The following is a 15,167-nucleotide window of genomic DNA, read 5'->3' as shown; positions in this document are numbered from 1 at the left end:
CTGGCATCAGGCCGCGGCGGGCATCCTGCCGTTGAGCAGGTAGTCCATCAGCTCGCGCACGCTGCGCATGGCGTCGCCGAACGGCAGCTTGGAGGCGCCGCGGAAGAACAGGCCGCGGCTGACTTCGCCGCGCATGGCGGCAGCCAGCTTCAGGTCGATGCAGAACTGGCCGAAGCGCGCGATGCCGTCGCGCAGGCCGCATTGCGTCAGGCAGTCCATGCGCTGGCTGCAACGGCGCGCGTCGCAGCGGGTGCTGTCCTGCAAGGTCTTTTCCTGGCGCAGGTAGCGCGTCAGCCACGGCGTCGGCACGGCGCGGGCCGGCAGGCCGGCCACGCTGGTGAATTCGGCCAGCTTGTCGGGGTCGGCCTCCATCAGCACGCGCTTGAAGTTCTCGTGCGCGTCGCCTTCGTGGGTCACGGCGAAGGCCGTGCCCACCTGCACGCCGTCGGCGCCGTGGCCGAGCCAGTGGCGCACCTGTTCATGGCTGCCGACGCCGCCGGCCACGATCAGGCGCGGGGCGTCGCGGCCCAGTTGCAGATCCTGGAACAACTGGCGGCATTCGGCCAGCACGCGCTTGAAGTCGAAGCGTTCGTCGTGGATGTCGTCCAGGCGCGCGGCGCCCAGGTGGCCGCCGGCGTAGCCGGGGTGTTCGATGACCACGGCGTCGGCCATACGGCCCTTTTTCATCCACTTTTTCAGCACCGCGGCCACGCCGCGCGCTTCCGACAGGATCGGCACCAGCGCCACCTTGGGATAGTCGGCGGTCATGTCGGGCAGGTCCAGCGGCAGGCCGGCGCCCATGACGATGGCCTGGGCGCCGCTTTCGCAGGCCTGGCGCACCAGGGCGGGATGGTCGCGCACCGCCTTCATGACGTTGACCGCGACCACGCCGCGGCCCTGCGCGGTGTCGAGCGCGGCGCGCACTTCGCGGTCGAGCGCCACGCGGTTGGCGTTGTCGATCTGTTCGCGGTCACGGCAGTCTTCGGTCTGCTCGATCAGGTCGGGATGGTGATGGCGCAAGTCCACACTGGCGATGGTGCCCACGGCGTTCTGGCTGGCGACCGCGCCGGCCAGGCGATGGGCGGATACGCCGACGCCCATGCCGCCCTGGACGATGGGCAGCAATTCGCGTCCGGCGAGCGTGAGGGATTTGAACCACGTCATGAAATGAGAGCCTTTATTGGGAACAGTGGCTCCGAGGCTAGAGCAAGGCATGGCGCGGCGCCTTGCGCGGGATCAAGCGGGCCGGGGAAAGCGGGGGGAATGAAGCGGGCAGGGCGCGCGGGCCCGCCAGGCAGACAAAAAAGGGGCGGAGCCCACCGGCTCCGCGCCTTTTCGCTGGCGCCTTACGCCACCAGCTTGACCAGCGCCGGCACGGTCAGCACGGCGGTGTAGTAGCCCATGAACTGCACGCCGGTATTGAAGCCGAACAGGCGCGACAGCAGGCCGCCGAACAGGCCCATGGTCAGGATCACCAGCAGGCCCAGAAACTGGCCTTCCCACACGCTGATCACGATGATCAGGCCGACGAAGGTGGCGATGATGGCCTCGTGGCTGACTTTGCGCGACACGAACAGCGCGGCGCGGCGCGCGAAGTTCATGGCGAACGGGTACGACACGATGGCCGCCAGCAGCACCGCCAGCATGCCGTAGCCCAGGAATTCCCAGTGATTCAGCAGGTTGTGCAGGTTGTGGGTCTGGCCGCTGGTGGCATCCACCGTGAAGCGCGGCGGCGCGTTGAACAGCGGCGCGGCCGGGCCGGCGGCCACCGGGCTGAGCGGCAGGCCGAAGGCGATCAGCGGGATCAGGGCCTCGGCGATGTAGGTGGCCTCGGTGACGCCGTTGCGCGCGCTCAGCACCGTGGTCAGGCGGTGATACGCATGCTTGACGCGCGAGCCCACCAGTTCGCCCAGCACCACCGTCATCGCCACCGGGCTGAACACGAAGGTGGCGCTGGAGATGGTGGCGGTGGCCAGCGTCCAGCGGGTCTGGATGCGGTCCATCACCTTGAGCGGATTGGGGAAATAGCCCGACCAGCCCTTGACGTCCGGCGCCAGCGAGAACGTGCGCACCTTGTCGCGCATCATCTGCGCGCGGCCCTGCGGCGCGATCACGGTGAACAGGTCGGCGATCAGCGGGCCGATGGCGATGCCCAGGAAGTAGCTGATGCTGAGCTTGACGCCATACTTGGCGGTCAGGCTCTGCAGCGCCACGATCACCACCACGAACGGCACCAGCAGCGCCACCGCGGCCCAGCGGCCGGCCGAGAAGTAGGCGATCAGCACCGCCGCGGCCAGGAAGATCCACGGCGCCGACTTGGTGATGGCGCCGCCGAACGGCGCCAGCAGCACGGCGAACAGCACCGCCAGCGGCACCGCCACGAAGGCGGCGACGATGGCGCCCGACACCATCTTGCGCAGCGCGATGTGCGGCACGCCCAGCTTGCGCAGCATGTTGGCGTCCTGCAGCAGCGGCGTGGCCAGCGTGTCGCCGGGGATGCCCAGCAGCGCCGTCGGCACCGCGTGGGTCATGTGCTTGGCCACCGCGCCGGCCAGGAAGAAGGTGAAGACGCCGGCCGGCGGCACGCCCAGCAGTACCACCAGCAGCGTCAGCGGCGCCAGCGTGGTGGTCTCGTCAGTGCCGGACACCAGGCCGATGGCGGCGAACACCACCGCGCCCAACAGGCCCATGCCGGCCGCCACCATGATTTGTTCCAGCAATACGGGATCGCTCATGCCGGCACCTCTTCACGCACGGTTTGCGGACGGCCCCGCGGCGCCGGTGCGGCAGCGGGCGCGGCGAACAGTTCGTACAGGTCCAGTTCCTTCAATTCCTTGACCACCGCGGGCGGCAGGTCCGCCAGCGTGCCCAGGCCGCCCGGCTGCGCGGCCAGTTCGGCCAGCACCTCGGCGCGCCAGGCCGGATCGTGCGAGGCGCTGTGCTCGACCACTTCGCGCTTGGGCGGGAACAGGCGGGCGCAGATCACGCCCGCCAACACGCAGCCGGCCAGCCCGGCTAGCATGGCGTAGGCATGCGCCAGTTCGGGCGCGGCGACCCTGTCGCGCAGCCAGCCGCTGGCGGCGTAGAAACCGGCCACGCTGATGAGTATGCCGATGGCGATGGCCCACGCCAGGTGGCGCAGGTCGACCGTGTCGTTCCACACTTCGGCCAGGCGTCCGGCGGACGCCTTGCTGTCTCTTTCCATGTCTGTCTCCTTGATGGACGGGCGGCGCGGGCGATTCCCGCCGCCGCCTCTGTTCTTGTGCGGCCGGCGTGCGCGCGCCGGCCGTGCCGCGCCCTCAGGCCGGTTTCCGCAGTTCGTCCAGCAGCGCCAGCGCGCGGTCGGCGCGCACGTCCTTTTCCTCGGCCATGCGTTTGGCCAATTGGTCGATCTCGGCGCCCACCGCGCCCACCGTCAGCGCGATGTTGCGCGCGTGCAGCGCCATGTGGCCGCGCTGGATGCCCTCGGTGGCCAGCGCCCGCAGCGCGCCCAGGTTCTGCGCCAGGCCCACGGCCACGGCGATCTCGCCCAGCTCCTGGGCCGAGCGCACGCCCAGGATCTTGAGCGCCAGCCGCGCCAGCGGATGGGTCTTGGTGGCGCCGCCCACCAGGCCCACCGGCATCGGCATTTCCAGCGTGCCGACCAGGGCGCCGCTGGCGTCCTTTTCCCAATGCGTCAGCGAGGTGTAGCGGCCGTCGCGGCAGGCGTAGGCGTGGGCGCCGGCCTCGACCGCGCGCCAGTCGTTGCCGGTGGCGACGATGACCGGGTCGATGCCGTTCATGATGCCCTTGTTGTGGGTGGCGGCGCGGTACGGGTCGGTGGCGGCGAACACGTAGGCGTCCAGCACGCCCTCGATGATCTCGGCGCCGCTGCGATCCCGGGTGGCCAGCGTCTGCGGCGTCAGACGCACGCGGGCCCGCGACAGGCGCAGGTCGGCCAGGTTAGACAGGATGCGCAGCCGCACCGTGCCGCCGGTGATTTCCTCGACCAGCGGCGCCACGGCCTCGGCCATGGTGTTGACGGTGTTGGCGCCCATGGCGTCGCGCACGTCGACGATCAGGTGCAGCACCAGCATCGGGCCGCGCGGCGTGTCGGCGAACACATGCGCTTCGATGTCCTGGCAGCCGCCGCCCAGGCCGATCAGCACCTGGTCGCGGCTGTTGGCCAGCTTGACGATGCGCTCGCGCTCGCGCAGCAGGGCCACGCGCGCGCCGTGCGGATCGGTCAGACCCAGCACCTGCACCTGGGCGCGCATCAGCGGCCGGGTGCTGGAGGTCTCGAAGCCGCCGTTCTCGCGCGCCAGCTTGGCCATGAACGAGGCCGCGGCCACCACCGACGGTTCTTCCACCGCCATCGGCACCAGCACGTCGCGGCCATTGACCTGGAAGTTGCCGGCCACGCCCAGCGGCAGTTCGAAGGCGCCGATGACGTTCTCGATCATGCCGTCGGCGCGCTCCAGGCCGAGCGCGCCGGGTTCTGCCAGTTGCTGGCGTTCCTCGGGCGTCAGGCCGGCGGCGTCGGCGATGGCGGCCAGGCGTTGGGCCGGGGTGAGGGCGCGGAAATTGGGCAGGCGTGAATCGGCCACCATGACATGTGTCTCCATCTGGAAATCTAGGAATTGGGTGGCCAGATTCTAGGTAAACTGTACCGGCATTCAGAGGTACAGTTTGGACGAACAGTACCATCGCACTGCACCAATTTTTGACTTTTCCCCTGCTGAAAACCATTCCGTGGACGCCGACACTTCGCAGGCCCGCGCTCCGCGCGCCGCGCCCATCGCCGAAAGCCTGGCGCGCCTGATCGGCCGCCAGATCGCCGAGGGCGTCTACCGCCCGGGCGATAAATTGCCGTCGCTGCGCGAACTGGCGCAATTGCACCGCTATGCCAAGAACACCGTGGTGGTGGCGTTCGAAATGCTGGTGGCGCGCGGCCTGGTGGAGCCGCGCCGCGGCTCGGGCTTCTACGTGCTCGATACCGGCCCGGCGCAGCGCGCCGCCGATGAAGAGCCGGGCCAGTTGAGCCGCGCCATGGACATCGTCTGGCTGATGCGCGAGCAACTCAAGACGCAGCCGGACGCCATCGCCGCCGGCGACGGTTTCCCGCCGGTGGAATGGCTGGCCGACATGCGCATGGACCGCTATCACCAGAAGGTGGTGCGCACCGGCCTGGGCACGCTGTTCCGCTACGGCAGCCGCTTCGGCTACGCGCCGCTGCGCGAGAGCCTGGTGCGCAAGCTGGGCGACGTCGGCATCAGCGCGGCGCCGTCGCAATTGGTGCTGACGCATGGCGCCAACGAGGCCATGGACCTGGTGATCCGCTACTTCCTGCCGCCGGGCGCGGCGGCGCTGGTGGACGATCCCGGCTATTACCCGCTGTTCGGCAAGCTCAAGCTGGCCGGGGTGCGCATGCTGGGCGTGCCGCGCCTGGCGGACGGCCCCGACCTGGCGGCGCTGGAGGCCTTGTTGCAGCGCGAGAAGCCGCGCCTCTTTTTCACCCAGTCGCTGGCCCACAATCCCACCGGTTCGGACATTTCGCCGGCCAAGGCCTACAAGCTGCTGCAACTGTCCGAGCGCCACAACCTGATCGTGGTGGAGAACGACCCGCTGGCCGACTTCAAGCCGACCTCGGCCGTGCGGCTGTCGGCGCTGGACCAGTTGGAACGCACGCTCTATATCGGCAGTTTCTCCAAGTCGTTCTCGGCGGCGCTGCGGGTCGGCTTCGTCGCCTGCGGCGCGGGCCTGGCCAGCGACCTGGCGGATCTGAAGGCGCTGGTGCACGTCAGCAGTTCGGAGTATTGCGAGCGCATGGTCGATGTGATGCTGCGCGACGGCCACTACGAGCGCCACCTGGTGCGCCTGCGCCAGCGGCTGGAGGCGGCCACCGGCGACGCGTTGCGGGTGCTGGATTCGCTGGGCGCCGCGGTCTACACGCGGCCCACCAGTTCGCTGTATCTCTGGGCGGCGTTTCCCGGCATCGACAATTCGCTGGCGCTGGCCGAGGACCTGATGGCGGAGAAGGTCATCATGGCGCCGGGCCGCGTGTTCAGCGTCGACCCGACCGCCGTGTCGCCGTGGTCGCGCTGTAACGTGGGCGCGGTGGCCTCGCCGCGCTTTCACGCCGCGCTGGCGGCGCGCCTGGGCCGCGCCAGCGCTCAGCGGTAGGCGAATTCCTCGAACCAGCCGCGCAGCATTGCCTGCGCCTGCTTGCTCAGCAGCCGCGCCGGCGGCGAGCTGGGGCAACTGCGCGCGCCCTGCACCGCGAAGCGCTTGACGCCGCGCCGCGCCAGTTCGCGCGCCAGGCCCAGCAGCCGGGTCTCGTCGAGCCAGTCGGGATGCCAGGTGATGCGGCATTCGAAATCCAGGCCCGCCGTCAGCAGTTGCGTCAGGCAGGCCTGCGCCGGCCGGTGCGAATCGCGCCGGCCGGTGATGTCGTCATAGCCCTGCGCGTCGGCCTTGATGTCCAGGCCGACCCAGTCCAGGTGGCGCAGCACGTCGGCCAGGCGCAGCGGATAGATGCCGGCGGTGTGCAGGCCGATGCGGTATCCCAGGCGCCGCGCCTCGCGGATCATCGACGGCAGGCGCGGTTCGCTCAGCGGTTCGCCGCCCGAGAACACCACCGCGTCGAGCAGGCCCTGGCGGTTTTCCAGGAAGGCGCGCACGTCGCGCCAGTCGTAGCGCGCGTTGCGCGTCTGCAGTTCGGGGTTGTGGCAGTAGTGGCAGCGCCACGGACAGCCGGCGATGAAGATGACGGCGGCCAGCGTGCCCGGCCAGTCGACGGTGGAGAAGGGCGTCAGGCCGCCCACGGCCGGCGCGTGGCGGGGTAGCGGCTGGGCCACCGGCCGCGGCGGCGCGGCGTGGGCCAGCCGCGGCGCATGCCGGGCGGCGGCGGCCTTGCGGCCGCCGGCCGCTTCAGGCACGTTGTTCGACGAAGAAGCGGCGTTCATTGAACTCGCCTTGTTTGCCGGTGTTGAAGGAAGACACGGGGCGGTGGTAGCCCATGACGCGGGTCCAGACTTCGCAGCGCACGCGTTGGCTGTCGTCCAGGCGCAGCGCCTGCGGGGCGGCGGCTGCGGGGGTGATCAAGGTTTGCATAATGGCTCCTGGGGGAAAGGCCGGGCGCGGATCGCCCGGGGAAAAAGCGGTCAACGTCGATGGTCAGGCCGGCGCGCAGCACGACGCCTGTTTGGCCAGCAATTCGGCGTCGCACTTCGGGCAGAACTCGTGATGCCCGGCCAGATAGCCGTGGTTCGGGCAGATCGAGAACGTCGGCGTGACGGTGATGTATGGCAGCCGGAAATTCGACAGCGCGCGCCGCACCAGTTCCTTGCAGGCGCTGGCCGACGACACGGCTTCGTTCATGTACAGGTGCAGCACGGTGCCGCCGGTGTACTTGCCTTGCAGCGCTTCCTGCAGCGCCAGCGCCTCGAACGGATCGTCGGTGTGGCCCACCGGCAACTGGCTGGAGTTGGTGTAGTAGGGCTGGGCCTCGGTGCCGGCCTGCAGGATGCCGGGGTAGCGCTTGCGATCCTCGCGGGCGAAGCGGTAGGTGGTGCCTTCGGCGGGCGTGGCCTCCAGGTTGTAGAGGTGGCCGGTCTCTTCCTGGAACTCGGTCATGCGCGCCCGCACCCGGTCCAGCAGGCGCACCGCCAGCGCGTGGCCGGCCGGCGTGGTGACGTCCTCGGTGTCCTCAGTGAAGTTGCGGATCATCTCGTTGATGCCGTTCACGCCGAGCGTGCTGAAGTGGTTGCGCAGCGTGCCCAGGTAGCGCCGGGTGTACGGGTACAGGCCCTGGTCGATGTAGCGCTGCACCACCTTGCGCTTGGTTTCCAGCACGTCGCGGCCCAGCCCCAGCAAATAGTCCAGGCGCGCCATCAGCGCGGCCTCGTCGCCCCGGCAGGTATGGCCCAGGCGGGCGCAGTTGACCGTCACCACGCCCACCGAGCCGGTCTGCTCGGCCGAGCCGAACAGGCCGTTGCCGCGCTTGAGCAGTTCGCGCAGATCCAGTTGCAGGCGGCAGCACATGGAGCGCACCATGTGCGGCTCCAGGTCGGAATTGAGGAAGTTCTGGAAGTACGGCAGGCCGTAGCGCGCGGTCATCTCGAACAGGCGCTCGGTGTTGGGGTGATCCCAATCGAAATCGGGCGTGATGTTGTAGGTCGGGATCGGAAAGGTGAACACGCGCCCCTTGGCGTCGCCGGCCATCATCACCTCGATGTAGGCGCGGTTGATCATGTCCATCTCGGCTTGCAGGTGGCCATAGGCGAACGGCATTTCCTCGCCGCCGAGGTAGGGGATCTGCTCGCGCAGGTCGGCCGGGCAGGTCCAGTCGAAGGTCAGGTTGGTGAACGGCGTCTGCGTGCCCCAGCGGCTGGGCACGTTGAGGTTGTAGATCAGTTCCTGCATGCTCTGCTTGACCTCGGCGTAGGTCATCGCGTCGCGGCGGATGAAGGGCGCCATGTAGGTGTCGAACGAGCTGAAGGCCTGGGCGCCGGCCCATTCATTTTGCAGCGTGCCCAGAAAGTTGACGATCTGGCCGATGGCCGCCGACATGTGGCGCGGCGGCGTGGCCTCGATCTTGCCGGGGATGCCGTTGAAGCCTTCGGTCAGCAGTTGGCGCAGCGACCAGCCGGCGCAATAGCCGCTGAGCATGTCCAGGTCGTGGATGTGGATGTCGCCGTCGCGGTGGGCCTGGCCGGCCTCGGGCGTGAAGACGTTGGACAGCCAGTAGTTGGCGGTGACCTTGCCGGCCACGTTCAGGATCAGCCCGCCCAGGCTGTAGCCCTGGTTGGCGTTGGCGTTGACGCGCCAGTCGCGCTGTTCCAGGTATTCCTCCATGGCGCTTTCCACATCCACCAGGGTGTGGCGCAGCGCGCGCAGGCGGGCGTGCTGTTCGCGGTAGACGATATAGGCGCGGGCGGTGCGCCAGTAGCCGGCCTTGACCAGCGTTTCCTCGACCTGGTTCTGGATGGTCTCCACCCCGGGGCAGACGTTGCCGTCGGCGGCCAGCGCCTCGATCACCGCGGCGGTCAGGGCCTGGGCCACGTCGGCGTCCAGCTCTCCGGTGCCGCGGCCGGCGGCGGCGATGGCCGCGGCGATCTTGGCGCGATCGAATGCGACGACCCGGCCGTCGCGCTTGAGGATGTGTTGGAGTTGCATCGCTGACACCATATGTTGTGGAGTGGGAAAACTCTATCACCACCTATGGTGTTCAAATGGCCGCCCGCCGGGTGTTTGTCGGCTCGGCTTGACGCCGGTCAAACGGCGCCGGCCGCCCCCCCGCGGGCGCAATCCGGCCCCGGTAAACAGGGGGCCGTGGCCGGTCCGGGGCGCGCTTCAGTCCAACTTGATGTCGGCGCGGCGTCCCACGTCGCCGAAGGTCCTGATTTCCTGTTCCATGCGCGTGGTGAACGCCGCGCCGGGCAGGTAGACCGGTTCCAGCGCCAGATCGGTGACGGCCCGCCGAACCTGCGGATCGGCCATGATGTCGGCCACCGCGCGGTTCAGCGTATCCAGCACCGGCTGCGGCGTGCGGGCCGGCGCCACCAGGCCGTACCAGCCGACCATCGATACCCCCGGCAGGCCGCTTTCGGCGAAGGTCGGGACGTCCGGCAGTTGCGGCACGCGGTGCTCGCCGGTGACGGCCAGCGCGCGCACCTTGCCGGCCTTGACCTGGGGCGCGGCCGAGGACACCGTATCCACGCCCAGCGCGATCTCGCCGCCGATCAGCGCGGTGATGAACTGCGCGCTGCCCTTGTACGGCACCGGCGTCATCCTGGCGCCGGCGGCCTCGGCGAACATCTCGCCCACCAGGTGCGGCGCCGAGCCCGGGCCGAAGGTGCCGTACATCAGGCCGCCGCTGGCGCTCTGGCGCCGCGCCAGTTCCGCGGCCTGTTGCGCGGTCGTGGCTGGCAGGCTGTTCTGCGCCAGCAGCACCACCGGCGCCAGCGCCACGATGGCAATCGGCGCGAAGCCGCGGCGCGGATCGTAGGACAGGCTCGGCTTGAGCGCCGGCAGCACGGTGTAGGTGGTGCTGCCCGACAGCAGCAGTGTGTAGCCATCCGGTTGGGCGCGCGCCACCGCTTCGGCGCCGATCACGGTCGAGGCGCCGGGCCGGTTCTCGACGATCACGGCCTGGCCCAGCTTGCCCGACAGCCGGTTGGCCAGCAGGCGGGCGATGGCGTCGGTGCCGCCGCCCGGCGTGAAGGGCACCACCAGCTTGATGGCCTGTTCGGGATAGGCGGCCTGCGCGGCGGCGCCCAGGGTGGCTTGCAGGACGAGGGCAGAGAAGCAGGCCAGCGCGGCGGCGCGGAATCGGGCGGTCATGGTGGAATCCGGTCAGGGGTGAGTGAGGGAAACGGTGTCGCGGTCGGCCTGGCACAGCGCGGCGCCCTGGTCGCCCAGGTCCCAGAACAGGCCGGCCATGATGGCCAGGCCCTCGCGCGCGACGCTGCCCAGCAAGTGTTCGTTGGGGGCATGCTGGGCGCAGGCGGGGTACGAATGCGGTACCCAGAGCGTGGGCAGGCCGAGCAGATCGGCGAAGATGTCATTGGGCAGCGAGCCGCCCAGGTTGGGCAGCAAGGCGGGGCGCTGGCCGGTGCTGCGTTCGATCGAGGCGGCGGCCCAGCGCGCCCAGGCGTTGTCGGGCGACAGCCGGGTGGCGCCGGCCTGCATGCCCACGCGCACCTGCACGGCGGCAAAGCCGGCCCGGTCCAGGTGCGCGCGCACGTGCTGCGCCAGCGCGCGCCAGTCGGTGCCGACCACGAAGCGCAACTGGCACCACACCGCCGCGGCGGGCGGAATGGCGTTGACCGGCTTGGCCGGATCGCCGGCGCCGAAGGTCAGCACGTCCAGGCTGTTCCAGCCGAACACCTGTTCCGAGGGCGACAGGCCCGGCTCGCCCCAGTCGGTGTCGATCGCCGGGTCATCGGGGCCGCCGCCGACCTCCAGGTCGGCCAGCGCCGCGGCCACGGCGGCGGGGATGGGCGGCGGACGCAGGCCCGGCACCAGGATGCGGCCGCGCGCGTCCACCAGGGTGGCGATGGCGTGCGACAGGATGATGGCGGGGTTGGCCAGCAGCCCGCCCCAATTGCCGGAATGGTAGCCGCGTTCGCGGGCGCGCAGCGACAGCTCGAAGTTGACCGCGCCGCGCGAGCCCATGAACAGGGTGGGGCGGGCGGCGCTCAGGCGCGGTCCGTCGCTGGCGATGAAGACATCGGCCGCCAGCGCCGCGCGCTGGGCTTGGCAGAATTGCGCCAGGCCCGGCGAGCCGGCCTCTTCGCCGGTCTCGATCAGCCAGGTGGCGTTGAATCCCAGTTTGCCCGCGCGCGCTTGCAGGACCTGCCGCAGTGCCGTCAGGTTGATGGTGTGCTGGCCCTTGTTGTCGGCGGTGCCGCGGCCGTACCAGCGGTCGCCTTCGACCCGCAGGCGCCAGGGATCGCGGCCCTCGTCCCACTTGGCGGCGTTGCCGCGCACCACGTCGGCGTGGCCGTACAGCAGCACGGTCGGCAGTGCCGCCGATTCGATGCGGCGCGCCACCAGAATCGGCAGGTCGACCCCCGCCGGGTTGGGATGGACGCGACAGACAAAGCCCAGCGATTCGAGTTGGGGAATCAGCGCCTCGGCCAGGTAGGCGTGCTGGCTGGCGGCCTGGCCGGGCTCTTCGCTTTCGGTCTGGTAGGCGACGCGGCGGGCCAGGTCGGCCTGCAAGGTGCCATCGTCGTAGGCGGCGGTGGCCAGGGCAAGGGCGTGTTCGCGGGTCAAGGCGGTCTCGGGGAAGCGGCAAAGGCACAAAGTTATTACGCTTATCGGCATGCCACAATTAGATAATTCGCATTTGATCGTTGCCATTAAGGCAATGGTGGGAGAGGGCCATGATTTCGCTGGGTCTGCGGTATTTCCTGGAAGTGGCGCGCTGCGGGTCGGTCGCCGGCGCGGCGGCGGCGCAACACGTGGCGGCCTCGGCCGTCAGCCGCCAGATCGCCAAGCTGGAAGACGAACTGGGCATTGCGCTGTTCGAGCGCCAGGCGCGCGGCATGGCGCTGAGCGAGGCCGGGCGGCAACTGGCCGCCTATGCCAACGCCGCGGCGCTGGAAGCCGAACGGGTGGCCACCGCCATCCGCCAGCGCAGCGCCCTGGGCGACGTCACCATCCGGCTGGCCTGCACCGAGGGGTTCGCCCATCGTTTCCTGCCGCAATGCATGGCCGACTTCAAGCAGGGCCATCCCGAGGCCCGTTTCCACCTGCTGGTGGAGCGGCCCGACGAGGTCAACCGCCTGGTGCTGGAGGGTTTGTCGCAATTGGCGCTGCGCTATACGGTGGCGCCGGACGAACGCCTGCGCACCGAACTGCAATGCCGCGCGCCAATCTACGCCATCATGTGCCGCCACCATCCCCTGGCCGGCCGCCGCAGCATCGGGGTGCGCGACCTGGCGCAGGTGCCGTTGTCGCTGGGCGATCCGGGCACCACCGTGCGCGACCTGTTCGACGCGGCCTGCGCCAACGCCGGCGTGCATATCGAACCGGCCTACGTCTCGAACCATTCGGCCGCCTTTCTGCCGATGCTGCCGGGCAGCCAGATCGTGGCCTTGACGGGCTACCTGACGTTGATGGGACAGCCCGGCGGCGCGCGGCTGGTGGCAGTGCCGTTCAGCAACCCGGAGATGCGCCAGCGCAGCATTCAGGTGGTGACCTTGCGGGGATGCACCTTGCCGCCGCTGGCGCGTGATTTCCTGACGCTGCTGGCCGAACGCCTGAGCGTGGCGCCGCGCGCGCCGGACAGCGAGCGCGCGGCGGGATGATGGCGCGCGGCGGGACGCCCGGCGCGCGCGGCCGCTGGGGACTGCCGCGCCCGCGCGTGGCCGGGGCGATAAAATGGCGCCCCGATTCCCCGCGCGGCGCGCAACGCGATGCCGCCGCGCCTTTGCCTGGCTTGTCCTCATGACCGATTCTTCCCGCGCCGTTTTCGACGATCTCCTGCAACAGGCGCATGACCGCCGCGCGCGCCTGCGCTTGTGGCGCGATACCTGGGCGACGTACGAGGCCAGGCATGCCCAGGCGCTGGCGCCGCTCGAAACAGAAGCGCTCGAGCTCAAGGCCCGGCTGGTGTTCTGCTTCGACCACGCCTGCAAGCAAAAGGAACTGACCAAGGCCGAACGCCAGTTGGCCGCCGAGATCGGGGTCGAACTGGCCCAGGAAACCTTGTATGCGGCGGTGCTGGACGGCACGCCCGGCGAATTCGACCTGGAGCGCGTCAAGGCTATCTATCGCAAGCATGGCGGCGGCGACTTCGACGCCGAGGTCGCCGCCGAATTGGCGCGGCCGGCTCAGGCGCGGCCGGCCGAGGCGCGGCCGGCCGAGGCGCCGGCCGATCCGGCGCCGCCGCCGGCATGGGCGGCGATCGAGGCGCTGGGGCGCGAGGGCGGCGGCGACGGGGCGCCGCATGTCGATGCCCTGGCGGCCTACCGCGAGGCGCTGGATCAGGCGCTGGCCGCCACCGAGCGCGCCTTCGTGGCCCGCTATGGGTTCGATCCCGCCCAGACGGTCGATCCGGCCGAGCTCATGGCCGACCTCGAAGCGGAAATCGCCGACGTGAAGGAATACATCGGCGAGCTGGAGTTCGAGCTGTCCCAATTCGTCGACATGCAGCAGGTCAAAGCCTGGCTGAAGGCCATGAAAAAGCAGTTGGACGCCGACCGCCGGCGCGGCGCGAAGGGCTGACGCCATGACCGGGGCGCGGCGCGGGCTCGCGGCGGCGCCGCTTCAAGGCGCGCGGCGCGGCGCGGCCGGCACCAGCTTCATCATCGGCGCGGCCGGCTTGGCCGCCGCGTCCGCGCGCGGCCGGATCATCCACGGGAAGAAGCGCCACAGGTACAGTCCGAACCCCAGCGCCCAGGCGCCGGCCGAGGCGTGCAGCAGGCCCAGTGTGGCGCTGGTTGGCAGCAGGGCGGCCAGGCGCAGCAGCGCGGCCAGGATCACCAGCGCGTAGCTCAGCACCATGCTGCGGTCGGCGCGCAGCGGCCGGCCCAGGTGGCCCATGGCGGTGCGGGTGGCCATGCCGATGATCAGCACGGAAAAACCGGCCACGCCGATGACGTGCGCGGGCCAGGCCGGCCGCGCCACGTAGCCGGCCAGTTGCGCCGCGCCCGCCAGCAGGCCGAGTCCCAGGCCCAGGTAACCCCCATACAGGATCCACAGCAGCGGCACGCGGCGCGCGGCCCACGGCTTCCAGGCCAGCCATTGCGCCAGCGCCAGGACGCCGGTGACGGCCAGCAGCAGCGCGGCGGCGCGCGGCGCGCCGGCCAGGAGGCACGCGATGGCCAGCACCCCGGCGGCCAGTTGCCAATGGCCGCTGCGGGTGTGCGGCGGGATCTCCAGGCCGGCGACGGCGCGCTTGGCGAAGAACGGCAGCACCCGGCGCGCGATCAGCAGCGTCAGCACCGCCATGACGAGCAGGCCGGTGTTGAAGTAGCGCATCAGCGCCAGGTAGTCGCCGGCCAGGGCGGCGCGCAGGTACAGCGCATGGGCCACGGCCAGCGCCAGCAGCAGCAGCGGCACGCCGTAGTTGCGGCGGTTGCGGGTGAGCCAGACGGCGCGCGCCAGCGCGGCGGCGGCCCACAGGAAGAACAGCAGGTCGGCGGCCGCGGCCAAGGCCAAGGCCGTCATGCCCGGCAGCAGATAGGCGCCGCGCGCCACCAGCCAGACCGCGCACAGCGCCGCCAGCGGCCCGCCGCGCAGCGGATTGCGGCCGGTCCAGTTGGCGCCCGCGGTCAGCAGGAAGCCGACCGCGATGGTGGCGACGAACCCCCACAGCATTTCGTGCGCATGCCAGGGCATGGCGCTCAGCACGCCCGTCAGGCGGGCCGGCGCGAACACCCACAACAGCACGGACACCAGCGCCCAGAAGCAGCCGGCCAGATACAGCGGGCGAAAGCCCATTTCGGTGAAGGCGCGCCAATCCGGCCGCGCGGTATCGCCGGCGCTGGGTTCTTCCAGGGTGAGCAGGGTGGACATGATGACCTTTGCGCGAGTGGCCGGGGGAGCGGCCTTGAATGTGTATTTGAAATACATATTAACGCCGCCGCACGGCGGTGGCCCATCGCGCGGACTTGATCGCGCGCAAACGCAGCGGCTTTTCCGGGGTGACTAGTCACATCGGCGGCGTCGATATG

Annotated in this window: 13 protein-coding genes; 3 read left to right on the top strand and 10 right to left on the bottom strand. The window is 70.2% G+C overall.

Going from position 1 to position 15,167, the window contains the following annotated elements; genetic code table 11:
- Positions 1-6 precede the first annotated feature (6 nt).
- From ACN6O8_RS21040 to ACN6O8_RS21025, 4 genes are all read right to left on the bottom strand, one after another.
- Entirely contained in the window at positions 7-1,164 is a 1,158-nt protein-coding gene (locus ACN6O8_RS21040; protein WP_427992930.1) for an NAD(P)H-dependent flavin oxidoreductase, read from the bottom strand.
- Between the two features lie 182 nt (positions 1,165-1,346).
- Positions 1,347-2,735, bottom strand: coding sequence for a tripartite tricarboxylate transporter permease (locus ACN6O8_RS21035; RefSeq protein WP_427992929.1), 1,389 nt, complete (start codon positions 2,733-2,735; stop codon positions 1,347-1,349).
- Complete coding sequence (locus ACN6O8_RS21030; RefSeq protein WP_427992928.1) at positions 2,732-3,205, bottom strand: hypothetical protein; 474 nt, start codon at positions 3,203-3,205, stop codon at positions 2,732-2,734. Before ACN6O8_RS21030 ends, ACN6O8_RS21035 begins: the two co-directional genes overlap by 4 nt.
- Before the next feature lie 94 nt (positions 3,206-3,299).
- Entirely contained in the window at positions 3,300-4,589 is a 1,290-nt protein-coding gene (locus ACN6O8_RS21025; RefSeq protein ID WP_427993066.1) for a hydroxymethylglutaryl-CoA reductase, degradative, read from the bottom strand.
- Between the two features lie 142 nt (positions 4,590-4,731).
- Between ACN6O8_RS21025 and ACN6O8_RS21020 the strand changes: the two genes are divergently transcribed.
- Positions 4,732-6,162, top strand: coding sequence for a PLP-dependent aminotransferase family protein (locus ACN6O8_RS21020; protein ID WP_427992927.1), 1,431 nt, complete (start codon positions 4,732-4,734; stop codon positions 6,160-6,162).
- On the opposite strand, the gene ACN6O8_RS21015 is transcribed toward ACN6O8_RS21020, so the two are convergent.
- The 5 genes from ACN6O8_RS21015 to ACN6O8_RS20995 all read right to left on the bottom strand — a co-directional run bounded on the left by ACN6O8_RS21015 (position 6,153) and on the right by ACN6O8_RS20995 (position 11,760).
- Positions 6,153-6,944, bottom strand: a complete 792-nt coding sequence (locus ACN6O8_RS21015; RefSeq protein WP_427992926.1) for an anaerobic ribonucleoside-triphosphate reductase activating protein — start codon at positions 6,942-6,944, stop codon at positions 6,153-6,155. The two genes, ACN6O8_RS21020 and ACN6O8_RS21015, sit on opposite strands and share 10 nt — an antisense overlap.
- Positions 6,910-7,092 carry an anaerobic ribonucleoside-triphosphate reductase gene (gene nrdD / locus ACN6O8_RS21010; RefSeq protein WP_427992925.1) on the bottom strand — a complete coding sequence of 61 codons (183 nt, stop codon included), beginning with the start codon at positions 7,090-7,092 and terminating at the stop codon, positions 6,910-6,912. The genes ACN6O8_RS21015 and nrdD overlap by 35 nt, the downstream gene beginning before the upstream one ends.
- A 63-nt stretch (positions 7,093-7,155) precedes the next feature.
- Positions 7,156-9,156, bottom strand: a complete 2,001-nt coding sequence (locus tag ACN6O8_RS21005; RefSeq protein ID WP_427992924.1) for a ribonucleoside triphosphate reductase — start codon at positions 9,154-9,156, stop codon at positions 7,156-7,158.
- A 177-nt stretch (positions 9,157-9,333) separates the two neighbouring features.
- Positions 9,334-10,323, bottom strand: a complete 990-nt coding sequence (locus ACN6O8_RS21000) for a Bug family tripartite tricarboxylate transporter substrate binding protein (RefSeq protein ID WP_427992923.1) — start codon at positions 10,321-10,323, stop codon at positions 9,334-9,336.
- A 12-nt stretch (positions 10,324-10,335) separates the two neighbouring features.
- Positions 10,336-11,760 (bottom strand): M20 family metallopeptidase, encoded by a 1,425-nt coding sequence (locus tag ACN6O8_RS20995; protein ID WP_427992922.1) that lies wholly within the window; start codon positions 11,758-11,760, stop codon positions 10,336-10,338.
- A 110-nt stretch (positions 11,761-11,870) separates the two neighbouring features.
- Between ACN6O8_RS20995 and ACN6O8_RS20990 the strand changes: the two genes are divergently transcribed.
- The gene (locus ACN6O8_RS20990) at positions 11,871-12,797 is read left to right on the top strand and encodes a LysR family transcriptional regulator (RefSeq protein WP_427992921.1); all 927 of its coding nucleotides are present in this window, start codon (positions 11,871-11,873) and stop codon (positions 12,795-12,797) included.
- 139 nt (positions 12,798-12,936) lie between these two features.
- On the top strand, positions 12,937-13,716 hold the full coding sequence (locus tag ACN6O8_RS20985; protein WP_427992920.1) for a hypothetical protein: 780 nt from the start codon (positions 12,937-12,939) through the stop codon (positions 13,714-13,716).
- A 42-nt stretch (positions 13,717-13,758) separates the two neighbouring features.
- Here the strand turns inward: ACN6O8_RS20985 and ACN6O8_RS20980 are convergent, their stop codons facing one another.
- The gene (locus tag ACN6O8_RS20980; RefSeq protein ID WP_427992919.1) at positions 13,759-15,009 is read right to left on the bottom strand and encodes an NnrS family protein; all 1,251 of its coding nucleotides are present in this window, start codon (positions 15,007-15,009) and stop codon (positions 13,759-13,761) included.
- Positions 15,010-15,167: the final 158 nt, after the last annotated feature.

Source organism: Achromobacter sp. (genome assembly GCF_050285565.1).
In the GTDB taxonomy this organism is placed as follows: Bacteria; Pseudomonadota; Gammaproteobacteria; order Burkholderiales; family Burkholderiaceae_B; genus Achromobacter.
Note: the sequence above shows the minus strand (reverse complement) of the source record. Positions and strands in the feature narration are given on the sequence as shown.